Genomic DNA, 14,120 nt, shown 5'->3' with positions numbered 1-14,120 from the left:
AAGGATGGAAGCGTTGAAAGACTTACTGAAGCTCTTCAAACAAAACGATCAGCAGGAAGAATTTGATGCCATACGGATTGGCATAGCCTCGCCGGACAAGGTGCGTTCCTGGTCATTTGGTGAAGTAAAAAAGCCCGAGACCATTAATTACCGGACGTTCAAACCTGAGCGTGAAGGCTTGTTCTGCGCCAAGATTTTCGGCCCAATCAAGGACTACGAATGCCTCTGTGGCAAGTACAAGCGTCTCAAGCACCGGGGTGTGGTCTGCGAAAAATGTGGCGTCGAAGTCACTCAGGCGCGGGTGCGCCGGGAGCGCATGGGCCATATTGAACTGGCGAGTCCGGTCGCGCATATCTGGTTCCTCAAGTCCTTGCCCAGCCGCATGGGCATGATTCTCGACATGCCTTTGCGGGATATTGAGCAGGTCCTGTATTTTGAAGCCTATGTAGTGGTGGATCCCGGTGTGACGGCTCTTGAACGGGGCCTCATCATGAGTGAAGACCAGTACCTGGACGCCCTGGAAGAACATGGAGATGAATTTGTCGCCAAAATGGGCGCGGAAGGTATTCGTGATCTGCTCCGGGGAATTCCCCTGGCCCAGGAAATCGAGCGGATTCGCAATGAGCTGCGGGAAAGCAATTCCGACACCAAGACCAAAAAATTGAGCAAGCGCCTGAAAATTCTGGAAGGCTTTGAATCTTCCGGTAATCGTCCCGAATGGATGATCATGGAAGTGCTGCCGGTGTTGCCCCCGGATTTGCGGCCTCTGGTACCGCTGGATGGTGGGCGCTTTGCGACTTCAGACCTGAATGATCTGTATCGCCGGGTCATTAACCGCAATAACCGGCTCAAGCGTCTGCTCGAGCTGAAAGCGCCGGATATTATCGTGCGCAATGAAAAACGCATGCTCCAGGAAGCGGTCGATGCCCTGCTGGATAATGGCCGTCGCGGCCGGGCCATTTCCGGACCCAACAAGCGTCCCCTCAAGTCCTTGGCCGATATGATCAAGGGCAAGCAGGGCCGTTTCCGTCAAAATCTCTTGGGCAAGCGGGTGGACTATTCCGGCCGTTCCGTGATCGTGGTTGGTCCGGAGTTGCGTCTCCATCAGTGCGGCCTGCCCAAGAAAATGGCCCTCGAGCTGTTCAAACCTTTTATTTTCAACAAGCTCGAAGAACGGGGTCTGGCCACCACCATCAAGGCAGCCAAGCGGCTGGTCGAGCAGGAAAAGCCCGAGGTCTGGGATATTCTCGAAGAGGTCATTCGTGAGCATCCGGTGATGCTCAACCGCGCGCCGACCCTGCATCGTTTGGGTATTCAGGCCTTTGAGCCGGTGTTGATCGAAGGCAAGGCCATTCAACTGCATCCCCTGGTTTGTGCGGCCTATAACGCCGATTTTGACGGTGACCAGATGGCGGTACACGTACCCCTTTCTCTGGAAGCACAGCTTGAAGCCCGCATCCTGATGATGTCCACCAACAATATTCTCAGTCCTGCCAATGGTGATCCGGTCATCGTGCCTTCACAGGATATTGTGTTGGGTCTCTACTATGCCAGTCAGGAACGCGCCGATGCCAAGGGTACCGGCAGCATGTTTGCGGATATTCGGGAAGTACGCCGGGCTTACGAGACGGGTGAAGTGGGCCTGCACGCCCGCATCATGGTTCGTTTCCGGGGTGAACGTATCGAAACCACGGCTGGTCGCGCCCTGCTCGGTGATATTCTGCCCGAAGGTCTGCCCTTCAGCATCATCAATCGGGTACTGAAGAAGAAAGTGATCGGTGAACTGATCAATACCTGTTATCGCCGTTTGGGTATCAAGGACACCGTCATTTTTGCCGATCAACTCATGTACACCGGGTTCCGGATGGCCACCCGGGCGGGTATTTCCTTCGGCGCTGGGGATATGGTCACCCCGCAGGAGAAAGAAGGCATTCTCAGCCGCTCCGAAGACGAGGTGAAAGCCATTCAGGCCCAATATACATCGGGTCTGGTCACCGAAGGTGAGCGCTATAACAAGGTCGTGGATATCTGGTCCAGAGCTACCGATGAAGTGGCGAAAGCCATGATGGATCGGGTCAGCAAGGAAACCGTCACACTGCCTGATGGGAGCCGCGTGCAGCAGGACTCTTTCAACTCCATCTTTATGATGGCCGATTCCGGAGCCCGTGGTTCGGCCGCTCAGATTCGTCAGTTGGCGGGTATGCGCGGCCTGATGGCCAAGCCGGATGGTTCGATTATTGAGACGCCCATTACCGCGAATTTCCGCGAAGGCCTCAATGTGCTGCAGTACTTCATCTCCACCCACGGCGCCCGGAAAGGCTTGGCGGATACCGCGCTGAAGACTGCCAACTCCGGTTATCTGACCCGTCGATTGGTGGATGTGACCCAGGATCTGGTGGTGGTCGAGCACGATTGCGGGTCGGAAGAGGGCTTGCCCATGACCTCGTTGGTGGAAGGGGGTGAAGTGATCGAACCCCTGCGCGATCGAGTGCTCGGACGTGTCCTGGCAGAAGATCTGGTGCATCCCAATACCGGGGATATTGTCATAGCCCGCAACACCCTGTTGACGGAACAACATCTGGGTCAACTCGATGAACTGGGGGTGGATGCCCTCAAAGTGCGCTCCCCGCTGACCTGTCGTTCACGGCATGGGGTTTGCGCCCTCTGCTATGGCCGCGACCTGGCGCGGGGACATCTGGTCAATGAGGGTGAGGCGGTCGGGGTGATTGCCGCACAATCCATCGGTGAACCGGGAACCCAGTTGACCATGCGGACCTTCCATATCGGTGGCGCGGCCAGTCGGTCAGCCGCCCAGAGCAGTCTGGATGTGAAGCAGGGCGGCGTATTCCATTATCAGGCGAGCCTGCGGGTGGTGACCCACTCCAGTGGTCGCCATGTGGTGGTTGGCCGGAATGGCGAAGTTACCGTGACGGACGAGCAGGGCCGTGAAAAGGAACGTTACAAGATGCCCTATGGCGCCATCCTCCTGGTCAATGACAACACACCCGTCACCGCCGGCATGCGGGTAGCGGAATGGGATCCCCACACCCGCCCCATTGTCAGTGAAGTGGGCGGTAAAATCTCCCTCAAGGATGCCGTGGAAGGCGCCAGCGTCGCCATTCAGACGGATGAAATCACCGGTTTGTCGACCTTGATGGTCATCGACGCCAAACAGCGGCCCGCCCATGGTCGGGATCTGCGCCCGGTAATCAGTATCCTGGATGAAAAAGGACAGGACCTGAAGCTGCCCGGTACCGACCTGCCAGCACGGTATTTCCTGCCGGCCAGAGCCATTATCGCCGTACAGGAAGGCATGGAAATTTTCCCTGGCGACATTCTGGCACGTCTGCCCGCCGGTACCTCGAAAACCCGTGACATCACCGGTGGTTTGCCGCGTGTGGCCGAGTTGTTCGAAGCCCGTCGTCCCAAGGATTTCGCGATCATCGCGGAACACGAAGGGATTGTCGGCTTTGGCAAGGATACCAAGGGCAAGCAGCGACTCATCATTACCGATGAGAATGGCGAACAACACGAGTACCTGATTCCCAAGGGACGGCACGTTACTGTGTACGAGGGTGAGCGTGTAGTACCCGGTGAACAGCTGGTAGAAGGCCAGCCGGTACCCCATGACATATTGCGAGTACTGGGTGTGCAGGCCTTGGCCAACTACATCGTCGACGAAGTCCAGGATGTCTATCGTCTGCAGGGTGTGCGTATCAACGACAAGCACATCGAAGTGATACTGCGGCAGATGTTGCGTCGGGTGGAAATAACCTCCAGTGGGGATGGCACCTTTATCCCGGGGGATCAGGTAGACCGCGCCCGGGTGGAAGATGAAAACGCCCAGCTGGAACGGGAAGGCAAGGAAGTGGCCCGCTTCACCCCGATGTTGCTGGGTATCACCAAAGCCAGTTTGTCCACTGAGTCCTTCATTTCGGCGGCGAGCTTCCAGGAAACCACCCGTGTACTGACCGAGGCTGCCGTTTCCGGAAAACTGGATGATCTGCGTGGTCTCAAGGAGAATGTCATTGTGGGTCGTCTGATCCCGGCGGGTACAGGGCTGGCCTATCATGAACATCGCCGTCGCTTGAATCGCGGAGAAACCTTAGGCGCAGGTGTAGAAACCGGCGCTGCGTTGACGGAACCTGTGCTCGACCGCGAAAACTCGTAATTTTGTAAGGTATGTCCGGGGCTTGCCTTGACAGTCAGGGCAAGCCTCACTAGAATGCGCCCTCTCATCGGTGAGGCTGGGTGCCATCATCGTACTCTGGAGATTGTAAATGCCCACATTAAATCAACTCGTGCGCAAGCCACGCAAGCGGCCTGTTGCCAAAAATAAGGTGCCAGCCCTGGATGCGAATCCACAAAAACGTGGGGTTTGTACCCGTGTTTACACCACAACCCCTAAAAAGCCCAACTCGGCATTGCGTAAGGTCGCCCGGGTGCGTCTCACGAATGGTTTTGAGGTCAGTAGCTACATTCCTGGTGAAGGTCATAACCTGCAGGAGCACTCGGTGGTGCTGATCCGTGGTGGTCGTGTCAAGGATTTGCCCGGCGTTCGTTATCATATTGTGCGTGGTACCCTGGATACTGCTGGCGTGAAAAACCGCAAACAGTCCCGCTCCAAGTACGGCGCCAAGCGTCCCAAATAATCAAAATTGAAGGAGTTGTTGCGCCATGCCCAGACGTCGTGAAGTCCCCAAGCGGATTATTCTCCCGGATCCCAAATATAAAGAAGAACTCATCGCCAAATTTGCCAATGTCATGATGCGCGACGGCAAAAAAAGTACGGCGGAGAAAATTGTATATGGTGCCCTTGATATGGTTGCAGAGCGCAGCAAGAATGATGCCCTGGAAGTATTCCGCAAGGCTATCGACAATGTCCGCCCGGTGGTAGAGGTGAAGAGCCGCCGCGTGGGTGGTGCCACCTATCAGGTACCGGTGGAAATCCGCTCGGATCGCAGAATGGCCTTGGCCATGCGCTGGTTGCGAGACTCTGCACGCAAGCGTAACGAAAAATCCATGGGCAACCGTCTGGCTGCCGAAATTCTGGAAGCCGCCGAAAATCGTGGTAATGCAGTGCGCAAGCGCGAGGAAACCCACCGCATGGCGGAAGCCAACAAGGCTTTTGCCCATTTCCGCTGGTAATTGACGGGACTCTGACCCAAAAGGACTACACTGTGGCTCGCACGACCCCTATTGAACGTTATCGCAATATCGGCATCATGGCGCACATTGATGCCGGCAAAACGACTACCACCGAGCGGATCTTGTTTTATACGGGTGTATCCCACAAGATCGGTGAAGTGCATGAGGGTACTGCCGTCATGGACTGGATGGCCCAGGAGCAGGAGCGCGGTATCACCATCACCTCGGCAGCCACCACCTGTTTCTGGAAAGGCATGGATGGGCAACGTGCGGAACACCGCATAAACATCATTGATACTCCCGGACACGTGGACTTTACCATCGAGGTGGAGCGCTCCCTGCGGGTGCTGGACGGAGCCATGGCCGTCTTCTGTGCAGTGGGCGGGGTGCAACCCCAGTCCGAGACGGTATGGCGTCAGGCCAACAAGTATAAGGTTCCGCGCATCGCTTTCGTGAACAAGATGGATCGTCAGGGGGCCAACTTCAAGCGCGTGGTGGAGCAGATTGCGAGCAAGCTGAAAGGCAACCCGGTTCCGGTGCAGTTGCCCATTGGCGAAGAAGACCGTTTCAGTGGCGTCATCGACCTGATGAAAATGAAATCCATCAACTGGGACGATGCGTTGCAGGGCACACGCTTTACGGAAGAGGAAATCCCCGCAGACATGCGTGAGGAGGCCGAAGCAGCCCGTCATTTCATGATCGAAGCCATCGCCGATGCCGATGAAGAAATCATGATGAAATATCTGGAAGGCGAAGAACTTTCCATTCCTGATCTGAAGGCGGCCTTGCGCAAGGCCACTATTGCCGGAACAACGGTCCCTGTTCTTTGCGGAAGTGCCTTTAAAAATAAAGGGGTACAGGCGGCATTGGATGCCGTGCTGGATTACCTGCCTTCGCCAGTGGATATCGAAGCGGTATCGGGTACCGATCCTGACTCCGGTGCCGAAATTTTTCGCTCTGCCGATGACAAAGAACCTTTTTCCGCTTTGGCCTTCAAAATTGCCACCGATCCCTTTGTCGGACAGTTGACCTTTTTCCGAGTGTATTCCGGGGTGTTGACGGCGGGTTCGACCGTGTTGAATCCTGGTCGCAACCAGAAGGAGCGTATCGGCCGGGTATTGCAGATGCACGCCAACGAGCGCCATGAAATCAAGGAAGTGCTGGCTGGTGATATTGCCGCTGCCGTGGGTTTGAAGACCGCCTATACCGGTGACACCCTCTGTGATCTCAACAAGCCTATTTCCCTGGAGCAGATGGAATTCCCGGAACCGGTGATTCATGTTGCCGTGGAACCGAAAACCAAGGCAGACCAGGAAAAAATGGGCATTGCTCTGGGCAAGTTGGCCCAGGAAGACCCTTCGTTTCGGGTGCGTACGGACCAGGAATCGGGGCAGACCATCATTTCCGGTATGGGTGAGTTGCATCTGGAAATCATTGTCGATCGCATGAAGCGGGAATTTAACGTCGAAGCCACCGTGGGCGCACCCCAGGTCGCTTATCGTGAGACCATCCGCAAGTCGGTTGAAGCGGAAGGCAAGTTTGTGCGCCAGTCCGGCGGCCGCGGGCAGTATGGTCACGTCTGGCTGCGTCTGGAGCCTCTGGACCCGGGCACCGGCTTTATTTTCGAAAATGCCGTTGTGGGTGGCACAGTTCCGAAAGAATTTATCGGACCTACGGAAAAAGGTGTTGAAGAAGCCCTGGAAAATGGTATTATCGCCGGCTTTCCGGTAGTGGACGTCAAGGTCACTATTTTTGATGGTTCCTATCATGATGTCGACTCATCGGAAGCGGCATTCAAGATAGCCGGATCCATGGCTTTCAAGGCGGGAGCAGCAAAAGCCAACCCCGTCCTGCTGGAGCCGATTTTCGCGGTGGAAGTGGTGACACCGGAAGAATACATGGGTGACATCATCGGCGACATCAACAGCCGACGTGGCATGATGCAGGGCATGGAAGATGAAGCGGGTGCCAAGGTGATTCGCTGTGAAGTACCCCTGTCGGAAATGTTCGGTTATGCCACCACCGTGCGCTCGCTTTCACAGGGTCGAGCCACCTACACCATGCAGTTTGAGAAGTATATGGAAGTCCCCGGTCATGTGGCCGAGGCCATTGTCAAGAAAAGTCAGCGCTAGTCGTAACGGGAGAGTTCAAGATGTCCAAAGGGAAATTTGAGCGGACGAAGCCGCATGTAAACGTGGGAACGATTGGTCACGTGGACCATGGGAAGACCACATTGACGGCGGCGCTGACGAAGGTGCTGTCGACGAAGTTTGGCGGTGAGGTACGGGCCTATGATCAGATTGACAACGCACCGGAAGAACGGGCGCGTGGCATCACGATTGCGACCTCGCACGTGGAGTACGAGACGGAGAACCGTCACTACGCGCACGTGGATTGTCCGGGGCACGCCGACTACGTCAAGAACATGATCACCGGAGCCGCGCAGATGGACGGTGCCATTCTCGTGGTATCGGCGGCGGATGGCCCGATGCCCCAGACCCGCGAACACATTCTGCTGGCTCGTCAGGTGGGCGTTCCCTATATTGTCGTGTTTCTGAACAAGGCGGACATGGTGGACGATGCCGAGCTGCTGGAGTTGGTGGAAATGGAAGTCCGAGAGTTGCTGACCAAGTACGACTTTCCGGGAGATGACATTCCGGTGGTGATTGGCTCCGCCCTCAAGGCGTTGGAAGGGGATCAGAGCGACATTGGTGAGCCGTCCATCTTCAAGCTGGCGGACGCTCTGGACAGTTACATTCCGTTGCCGGAACGTCCGGTGGACAAGCCCTTTCTGATGCCCATTGAAGACGTGTTTTCCATTTCCGGACGGGGCACTGTGGTGACGGGTCGTATCGAGCGCGGTGTGGTCAAGGTGGGGGATGAAATTGAAATCATTGGCATCCGCGACACGGCCAAGAGCATTGTGACCGGCGTGGAAATGTTCCGGAAGATTCTGGACCAGGGGCAGGCGGGGGACAATGTCGGAGTGCTGCTGCGGGGTACCAAGAAAGACGATGTGGAGCGGGGCCAGGTCCTGGCCAAGCCGGGCAGCATCAAGCCGCACACGCGTTTTGAAGCCGAAGTGTATGTATTGTCGAAGGAAGAAGGTGGACGTCACACGCCGTTTTTCAATGGTTATCGCCCGCAGTTTTACTTTCGGACGACGGACGTGACGGGCGCGGTGGAATTGCCGGAAGGGGTGGAGATGGTGATGCCGGGAGACAACATTCTGTTCAAGGTTTCTCTGATTGCCCCCATCGCGATGGAAGAAGGTCTGCGCTTTGCGGTTCGTGAAGGCGGCCGTACGGTGGGCGCTGGCGTGGTTTCCAAGGTGGTCGAATAAAATGGACAGCTCAAAAATTCGTATTCGTCTGAAATCGTATGATTACCGCATGTTGGATATTTCAGCGGCGGAAATCGTGGAAACAGCACGACGCACCGGCGCGCGGGTATGTGGTCCTATCCCGCTGCCCACCAAGATAGAGCGCTTTACCGTGCTGCGTTCTCCCCATGTGGACAAAAATTCCCGTGATCAGTTTGAACAGCGGACGCATAAGCGTTTGCTGGACATTCTTGATCCCAATGACAAAACCGTGGATGCGCTGATCAAGCTGGATCTTGCAGCGGGTGTCGACGTCGAGATCAAGCTGTAATTTGAGAAAGGACAAGAAAATGGTAATGGGTCTGATCGGACGGAAAGTAGGCATGACGCGCATCCTCGCGGAGGATGGTCGGGTATTGCCAGTTACCGTCATTCATGTGGCACCTAACCGGGTGACCCAGATTAAAGATATCGCCACGGATGGTTACTCTGCAGTGCAGGTGGCCTGCGGTGCGCGTCGCCCACAGCGGGTGACCTCGGCCTTGGCTGGACATTTCCGTAAAAGTGGGGTCGTTCCTGGACGTGTGCTCAAGGAGTTTCGCGTGGAAGATACCGGCGTCTACGCTCAGGGTGCCGAAATCGGTCTCGACCTCTTCACTGCCGGTCAAAAAGTGGACGTGACCGGAACCAGCAAAGGTAAAGGTTTTGCCGGGGCCATCAAGCGTCATAATTTCCGCAGTAACCGTGCCAGTCATGGTAACTCCCGGTCCCATAATGCACCTGGCTCCATCGGTTGTCGTCAGACTCCCGGGCGCGTATTCAAAGGCAAGAAAATGGCGGGACATCTGGGTGATGAACAAGTGACCACCCTCAATCTGGAATTGGTGCGCATTGATGAAGCCAGACAATTGCTGATGATCAAGGGCGCCGTACCCGGTGCACGTGACGCTGATGTAATCGTGCGTCCTGCAGTGCGCGGTTAGGAGAGATAAACATGCAAGTCCAAAGTCTGGAAATCATCAGTGGCAAGAACACCGCCATTGAAGTCGCTGATGAGGTCTTTGCGGTGCCCTACAATGAGGCGCTGCTGCACCAGGTTGTCGTCGCACAGATGGCTGGTATGCGTGCAGCTACAGCTCACCAGAAAAACCGTTCAGCGGTGCGTGGGGGCGGCCGTAAACCCTGGAAACAGAAAGGTACAGGTCGTGCCCGTGCCGGTACAACCCGCAGTCCTGTTTGGCGTGGGGGTGGCCGGGTTTTTCCGGCAGGTGGGGAAAACTATCAGCAAAAGGTCAACAAGAAAATGTGGGCAGGGGCCATGCGCACCGTTCTGGCAGAGTTGCTGCGTCAAGGCAGGCTGCAGATTATTCAGCAGGACGATTTTGCCGAAGCACGGAGCAAAAATGCCCGGGAATGGATTGAGCATGCCGGTGGTACGGATTTCCTTCTGGTGATGGGAGAAGTTCCGGTCAATTTGTTCTTGAGCCTGCGCAATTTTCCGAAAGTGGGTATCGCTGGTTGGCAGGACATTGGTCCCGCAGATCTTCTCCAGTATGGCCGGGTGCTGATGGACCAGGACGCTGTCATGAAATTAGCTGAGGTGTACGGATGAATGCAGAACGTAAATATCTGGTCCTGTTGGCTCCGGTCATCAGTGAAAAAAGCACCATGGTACAACAGCGGGCCAACCAGTTTGTGTTCAAGGTGGCCCGGGATTCCACCAAGCTGGAAATCAAGGCTGCGGTAGAAAAACTTTTTGAAGTGCAGGTGCTGTCTGTTCAAACCTGCAACTACATGGGCAAGGAAAAGCGCATGGGTCGTCATGTCGGTCGTCGCTCTTCCTGGAAGAAAGCTTATGTACGTCTGGCTGAAGGCAACAGCATCGACTACGGCATGGCCTGAGGAAAGGATCTGAAAAATGGCACTGATTAAAACCAAACCCACCTCGGCCGGCCGGCGTTTTGTCGTCAAGAGCGTGGAAACCCGGCTCCATAAAGGTGATCCCTATCCGACACTGGTGGAACCTCAAGCCCATAGTGGTGGACGTAACAACCTTGGACGCATTACCCGCCGGCATCAGGGGGGTGGACACAAGTCTCACTATCGCTTGATTGATTTCAAGCGTAATAAGTTTGATGTCCTCGGAAAAGTGGAGCGTCTGGAATATGATCCGAACCGCTCTGCCCATATCGCTCTGGTGTGTTATGTGGACGGCGAACGTCGCTACATTCTGGCCGCCAAGGGTATGAACCTCGGGGACCCCATTCTTTCTGCCGAACAGACGCCGATTAAACCCGGAAACTGCATGCCATTGCGTGGCATTCCCGTAGGTTCGGTGGTGCACAATATTGAAATGCGTCCCGGCAAAGGTGGCCAGATTGCCCGTTCTGCCGGAGCCTCTGCGCAGTTGATGGCCCGTGACGGAGAATATGCGCAATTGCGTTTGCGCTCTGGTGAAGTGCGGAGAATTCATGTATCCTGCCGCGCTACCATTGGTGAGGTCGGCAATGAAGAACACGGGTCTCAACAGTTGGGCAAGGCTGGAGCTACCCGGTGGCGTGGCGTTCGTCCAACCGTGCGTGGTGTGGTCATGAACCCGGTAGACCATCCTCACGGTGGTGGTGAAGGGCGCACCTCTGGAGGTCGTCATCCGGTTTCGCCGTGGGGCCAACCGACCAAGGGTTATCGTACCCGTAAAAACAAGCGTACAAGCAATATGATTGTACGGCGTCGTTCGCGTTAGTGGTGAAGGGGATTTGACGTGCCACGTTCCATTAAAAAAGGTCCGTTCATTGATGAGCATCTGGACCGTAAAGTACAAAGTGCTCAGGCAAGTAACAGCCGGCGTCCGATCAAGACCTGGTCGCGTCGTTCCACCATTACGCCTGACTTCATCGGTCTGACTATCAGTGTCCATAATGGTCGTCAGCATATTCCCGTGGTGGTCAACGAGAATATGGTTGGCCATAAGCTCGGTGAATTTGCGCTGACACGGACCTTCAAGGGTCATGTGGCTGACAAAAAAGCCAAGCGCTAAAAAAGGGGATTCAGATGAAATCATCAGCGGTACTCAAAGGGCTTCAGATGTCTCCCCAGAAAGCGCGACTGGTTGCCGATCTGGTACGCGGCAAGCCGGTAGACAAGGCCTTGGAGATTTTGCAGTTCACCAACAAGAAAGCAGCCTTGCCGATTCGCAAGTGTCTGGAATCAGCCATTGCCAATGCTGAAAACAATGAAGGTGCCGATGTGGACGCCCTTTTCGTCGAACAGATTCTGATTGACGGTGGTGCGGTGCTGAAGCGCTTTGCGGCCCGGGCAAAAGGTCGGGGTTCCCGGATCCTGAAACGGACCAGCCATATCACGATTGTGGTCGCAGAGAGTTAACTGAGGAAGCTATGGGACAAAAAACCAATCCAGTCGGACTGCGTCTGGGAATCATTAAGAATTGGAACTCGCGCTGGTACGGGAAGGGCGATTTCCAGGAAAAGCTGCTGGAAGACATCAAAATCCGCCAGTTTATTCGCAATCGTCTTTCCGGTGGCGCGGTTTCTGACATCATTATCGAGCGCCCCGCGCGCAGTGCCCGCATAACCGTGCATACGGCCCGCCCTGGCATTGTGATCGGCAAAAAAGGCGAGGATATCGAAAAATTGCGCCATGATGTCCAGAAGCGCATGGGGGTACCGGTCCACATCAACGTGGAAGAAATCCGCAAGCCGGAACTCGACGCGCAACTGGTTGCCGAAAGTGTGGCTCAGCAGCTGGAACGCCGGATCATGTTCCGGCGAGCGATGAAGCGTGCAGTGACCAATGCCATGCGCTTCGGTGCGCTGGGCATGCGGATCAATTGCGCTGGTCGTCTGGGTGGAGCGGAAATTGCTCGCACCGAATGGTATCGCGAAGGTCGAGTGCCTTTGCATACCTTGCGTGCCGACATCGACTATGGATTTGCTGAGGCCAAGACAACCTACGGGATCATCGGCGTCAAGGTATGGATTTTTAAGGGCGAGATTCTGGAATGGAGCACGGTGCAAAACGCCGCTGCTCACCAGAAGTAACAGGAGCTTCCGATGCTGCAGCCTAAACGTACGAAGTTTCGTAAACAACATAAAGGTCGCAATCGCGGAATCGCGACGCGCGGCAACAAGGTCAGCTTTGGTGAGTTTGGTCTCAAAGCCATTGGGCGGGGTAGAATTACTGCCCGCCAACTGGAAGCCGCGCGTCGTGCCATCAGTCGTCACGTGAAGCGTGGTGGCCGGATCTGGATCCGCATTTTTCCTGACAAGCCCATCAGTAAGAAGCCGGCTGAAGTCCGCATGGGTAAAGGTAAAGGTAACCCGGAATATTGGGTGGCACTGATCCAGCCGGGAAAAGTGCTGTATGAAATGGAAGGCGTCAGTGAGGAAATTGCACGTGAAGCCTTTGCCTTGGGTGCAGCCAAGCTGCCGGTACAGACCGTATTTGTGAGTCGGCGGGTAATGGGATGAAAGCACAAGAATTACAGAAGCTGGATCTGGCTGGTTGCCAGGCCGAACTGATGATCCTGCTGGAAGAGCAGTTCAAGTTGCGGATGCAGCATGCAACCGGTCAGCTGGCCAAGACCACGCGTTTGCGTACCGTACGCAGGGATATCGCCCGGGTGCGTACAGCGATCAGTGCCAAGAAGGGAGTGCAGTGATGAGTGAAACCAAAAATCCCCGTAGTCTCGTCGGTACTGTGGTCAGCGATCGTATGGACAAGACCATCGTGGTCCTGGTGGAAAGACGTATCCAGCACCCGTTGTATAAAAAATATATCCGCCGTTCCAAGAAGTTTCATGCCCATGATGCGGATAATGCGTGTCAGATAGGGGATACGGTGAAAATTGAAGAATGCCGGCCATTGTCCAAAACCAAAAGCTGGCGCCTGGTCAACGTGATCAGCCAAGGCATTAGCGAAGGAGATAACGCATGATTCAGATGCAGACCAGATTGAGCGTTGCGGACAATAGTGGTGCGCGGGAAGTCATGTGTATCAAAGTGCTGGGCGGTTCGCACCGGCGTTACGCCGACATTGGTGATGTCATCAAGGTCAGCATCAAGGACGCAGTACCGCGTGGCAAGGTCAAGAAGGGCGATGTTTACAATGCGCTCGTGGTTCGTACCCGTAAAGGGGTGCGCCGTGAGGATGGTTCCCTGATCCGTTTTGACAGCAATGCTGCAGTGCTGCTGAATAATCAGCTGCAGCCTATCGGTACCCGCATATTTGGGCCGGTAACCCGCGAACTGCGCGGGGCAAATTTCATGAAAATTATTTCGTTAGCGCCAGAAGTGCTGTAGGGGATGACCATGGTGAAGTTACGTAAGGACGACGAAGTCGTGATTCTGGTCGGAAAGGACAAGGGCAAGCGTGGTAAGGTGCTGAAAGTTCTTCGCAAGGAGTCGCGTGTTTTGGTTGAGAAGGTGAACATGATCAAACGTCACGTTCGTCCTGATCGTATGGGCAAGCCTGGTGGTATTGTCGAAAAAGAGGCGCCTCTGCACATTTCCAATGTCGCAGTATTCAATGCCAGTACCGGCGCTGCTGACAGAGTGGGTTACAAAACTCTGGACGGCGAGCGCAAGGTTCGGGTGTTCAAAAGCAGCGGCGAAGTTATCAGCGGCCGTTAAGG

General features: G+C 55.3%; 18 protein-coding genes. All 18 read left to right on the top strand.

Going from position 1 to position 14,120, the window contains the following annotated elements; genetic code table 11:
• The first annotated feature begins 13 nt into the window (after positions 1-13).
• The 18 genes from rpoC (at position 14) to rplX (ending at position 14,118) form a co-directional block, all read left to right on the top strand.
• Positions 14-4,171, top strand: a complete 4,158-nt coding sequence (gene rpoC, locus ACJU26_RS14060) for a DNA-directed RNA polymerase subunit beta' (RefSeq protein WP_414041993.1) — start codon at positions 14-16, stop codon at positions 4,169-4,171.
• Between the two features lie 109 nt (positions 4,172-4,280).
• On the top strand, positions 4,281-4,652 hold the full coding sequence (gene rpsL, locus ACJU26_RS14055; RefSeq protein ID WP_163095793.1) for a 30S ribosomal protein S12: 372 nt from the start codon (positions 4,281-4,283) through the stop codon (positions 4,650-4,652).
• 25 nt (positions 4,653-4,677) lie between these two features.
• Positions 4,678-5,148, top strand: a complete 471-nt coding sequence (gene rpsG / locus ACJU26_RS14050; RefSeq protein ID WP_414040229.1) for a 30S ribosomal protein S7 — start codon at positions 4,678-4,680, stop codon at positions 5,146-5,148.
• A gap of 32 nt (positions 5,149-5,180) precedes the next feature.
• Positions 5,181-7,280 (top strand): elongation factor G, encoded by a 2,100-nt coding sequence (fusA, locus tag ACJU26_RS14045; protein WP_414040228.1) that lies wholly within the window; start codon positions 5,181-5,183, stop codon positions 7,278-7,280.
• A gap of 20 nt (positions 7,281-7,300) precedes the next feature.
• The gene (gene tuf, locus ACJU26_RS14040) at positions 7,301-8,491 is read left to right on the top strand and encodes an elongation factor Tu (protein ID WP_414040227.1); all 1,191 of its coding nucleotides are present in this window, start codon (positions 7,301-7,303) and stop codon (positions 8,489-8,491) included.
• Between the two features lies 1 nt (position 8,492).
• Positions 8,493-8,801: a 30S ribosomal protein S10 gene (rpsJ, locus tag ACJU26_RS14035; RefSeq protein WP_215842732.1), complete on the top strand. Its 309-nt coding sequence runs from the start codon at positions 8,493-8,495 to the stop codon at positions 8,799-8,801.
• Positions 8,802-8,820: 19 nt separating this feature from the next.
• Entirely contained in the window at positions 8,821-9,453 is a 633-nt protein-coding gene (gene rplC / locus ACJU26_RS14030) for a 50S ribosomal protein L3 (protein WP_414040226.1), read from the top strand.
• Positions 9,454-9,464: 11 nt separating this feature from the next.
• Complete coding sequence (gene rplD, locus ACJU26_RS14025) at positions 9,465-10,082, top strand: 50S ribosomal protein L4 (RefSeq protein ID WP_414040225.1); 618 nt, start codon at positions 9,465-9,467, stop codon at positions 10,080-10,082.
• A complete protein-coding gene (rplW, locus tag ACJU26_RS14020) occupies positions 10,079-10,372 on the top strand; it encodes a 50S ribosomal protein L23 (RefSeq protein ID WP_414040224.1) in 294 nt (97 codons plus the stop codon). The genes rplD and rplW overlap by 4 nt, the downstream gene beginning before the upstream one ends.
• A gap of 16 nt (positions 10,373-10,388) precedes the next feature.
• Complete coding sequence (gene rplB / locus ACJU26_RS14015; protein ID WP_414040223.1) at positions 10,389-11,213, top strand: 50S ribosomal protein L2; 825 nt, start codon at positions 10,389-10,391, stop codon at positions 11,211-11,213.
• 18 nt (positions 11,214-11,231) lie between these two features.
• Complete coding sequence (gene rpsS, locus ACJU26_RS14010) at positions 11,232-11,507, top strand: 30S ribosomal protein S19 (RefSeq protein ID WP_009565435.1); 276 nt, start codon at positions 11,232-11,234, stop codon at positions 11,505-11,507.
• A 14-nt stretch (positions 11,508-11,521) separates the two neighbouring features.
• The gene (gene rplV / locus ACJU26_RS14005) at positions 11,522-11,854 is read left to right on the top strand and encodes a 50S ribosomal protein L22 (RefSeq protein WP_010639697.1); all 333 of its coding nucleotides are present in this window, start codon (positions 11,522-11,524) and stop codon (positions 11,852-11,854) included.
• Positions 11,855-11,865: 11 nt separating this feature from the next.
• A complete protein-coding gene (rpsC, locus tag ACJU26_RS14000; protein ID WP_101536629.1) occupies positions 11,866-12,528 on the top strand; it encodes a 30S ribosomal protein S3 in 663 nt (220 codons plus the stop codon).
• 12 nt (positions 12,529-12,540) lie between these two features.
• Positions 12,541-12,957, top strand: a complete 417-nt coding sequence (gene rplP, locus ACJU26_RS13995; protein ID WP_414040222.1) for a 50S ribosomal protein L16 — start codon at positions 12,541-12,543, stop codon at positions 12,955-12,957.
• Complete coding sequence (rpmC, locus tag ACJU26_RS13990; protein ID WP_414040221.1) at positions 12,954-13,148, top strand: 50S ribosomal protein L29; 195 nt, start codon at positions 12,954-12,956, stop codon at positions 13,146-13,148. The genes rplP and rpmC overlap by 4 nt, the downstream gene beginning before the upstream one ends.
• Entirely contained in the window at positions 13,148-13,423 is a 276-nt protein-coding gene (gene rpsQ / locus ACJU26_RS13985) for a 30S ribosomal protein S17 (RefSeq protein WP_414040220.1), read from the top strand. The genes rpmC and rpsQ overlap by 1 nt, the downstream gene beginning before the upstream one ends.
• Entirely contained in the window at positions 13,420-13,788 is a 369-nt protein-coding gene (rplN, locus tag ACJU26_RS13980) for a 50S ribosomal protein L14 (protein WP_215842740.1), read from the top strand. The genes rpsQ and rplN overlap by 4 nt, the downstream gene beginning before the upstream one ends.
• A 9-nt stretch (positions 13,789-13,797) precedes the next feature.
• Entirely contained in the window at positions 13,798-14,118 is a 321-nt protein-coding gene (rplX, locus tag ACJU26_RS13975; protein WP_414040219.1) for a 50S ribosomal protein L24, read from the top strand.
• Positions 14,119-14,120 lie beyond the last annotated feature (2 nt).

It is taken from the genome of Acidithiobacillus sp. M4-SHS-6, from assembly GCF_047421495.1.
In the GTDB taxonomy this organism is placed as follows: Bacteria; Pseudomonadota; Gammaproteobacteria; order Acidithiobacillales; family Acidithiobacillaceae; genus Acidithiobacillus.
Note: the sequence above shows the minus strand (reverse complement) of the source record. Positions and strands in the feature narration are given on the sequence as shown.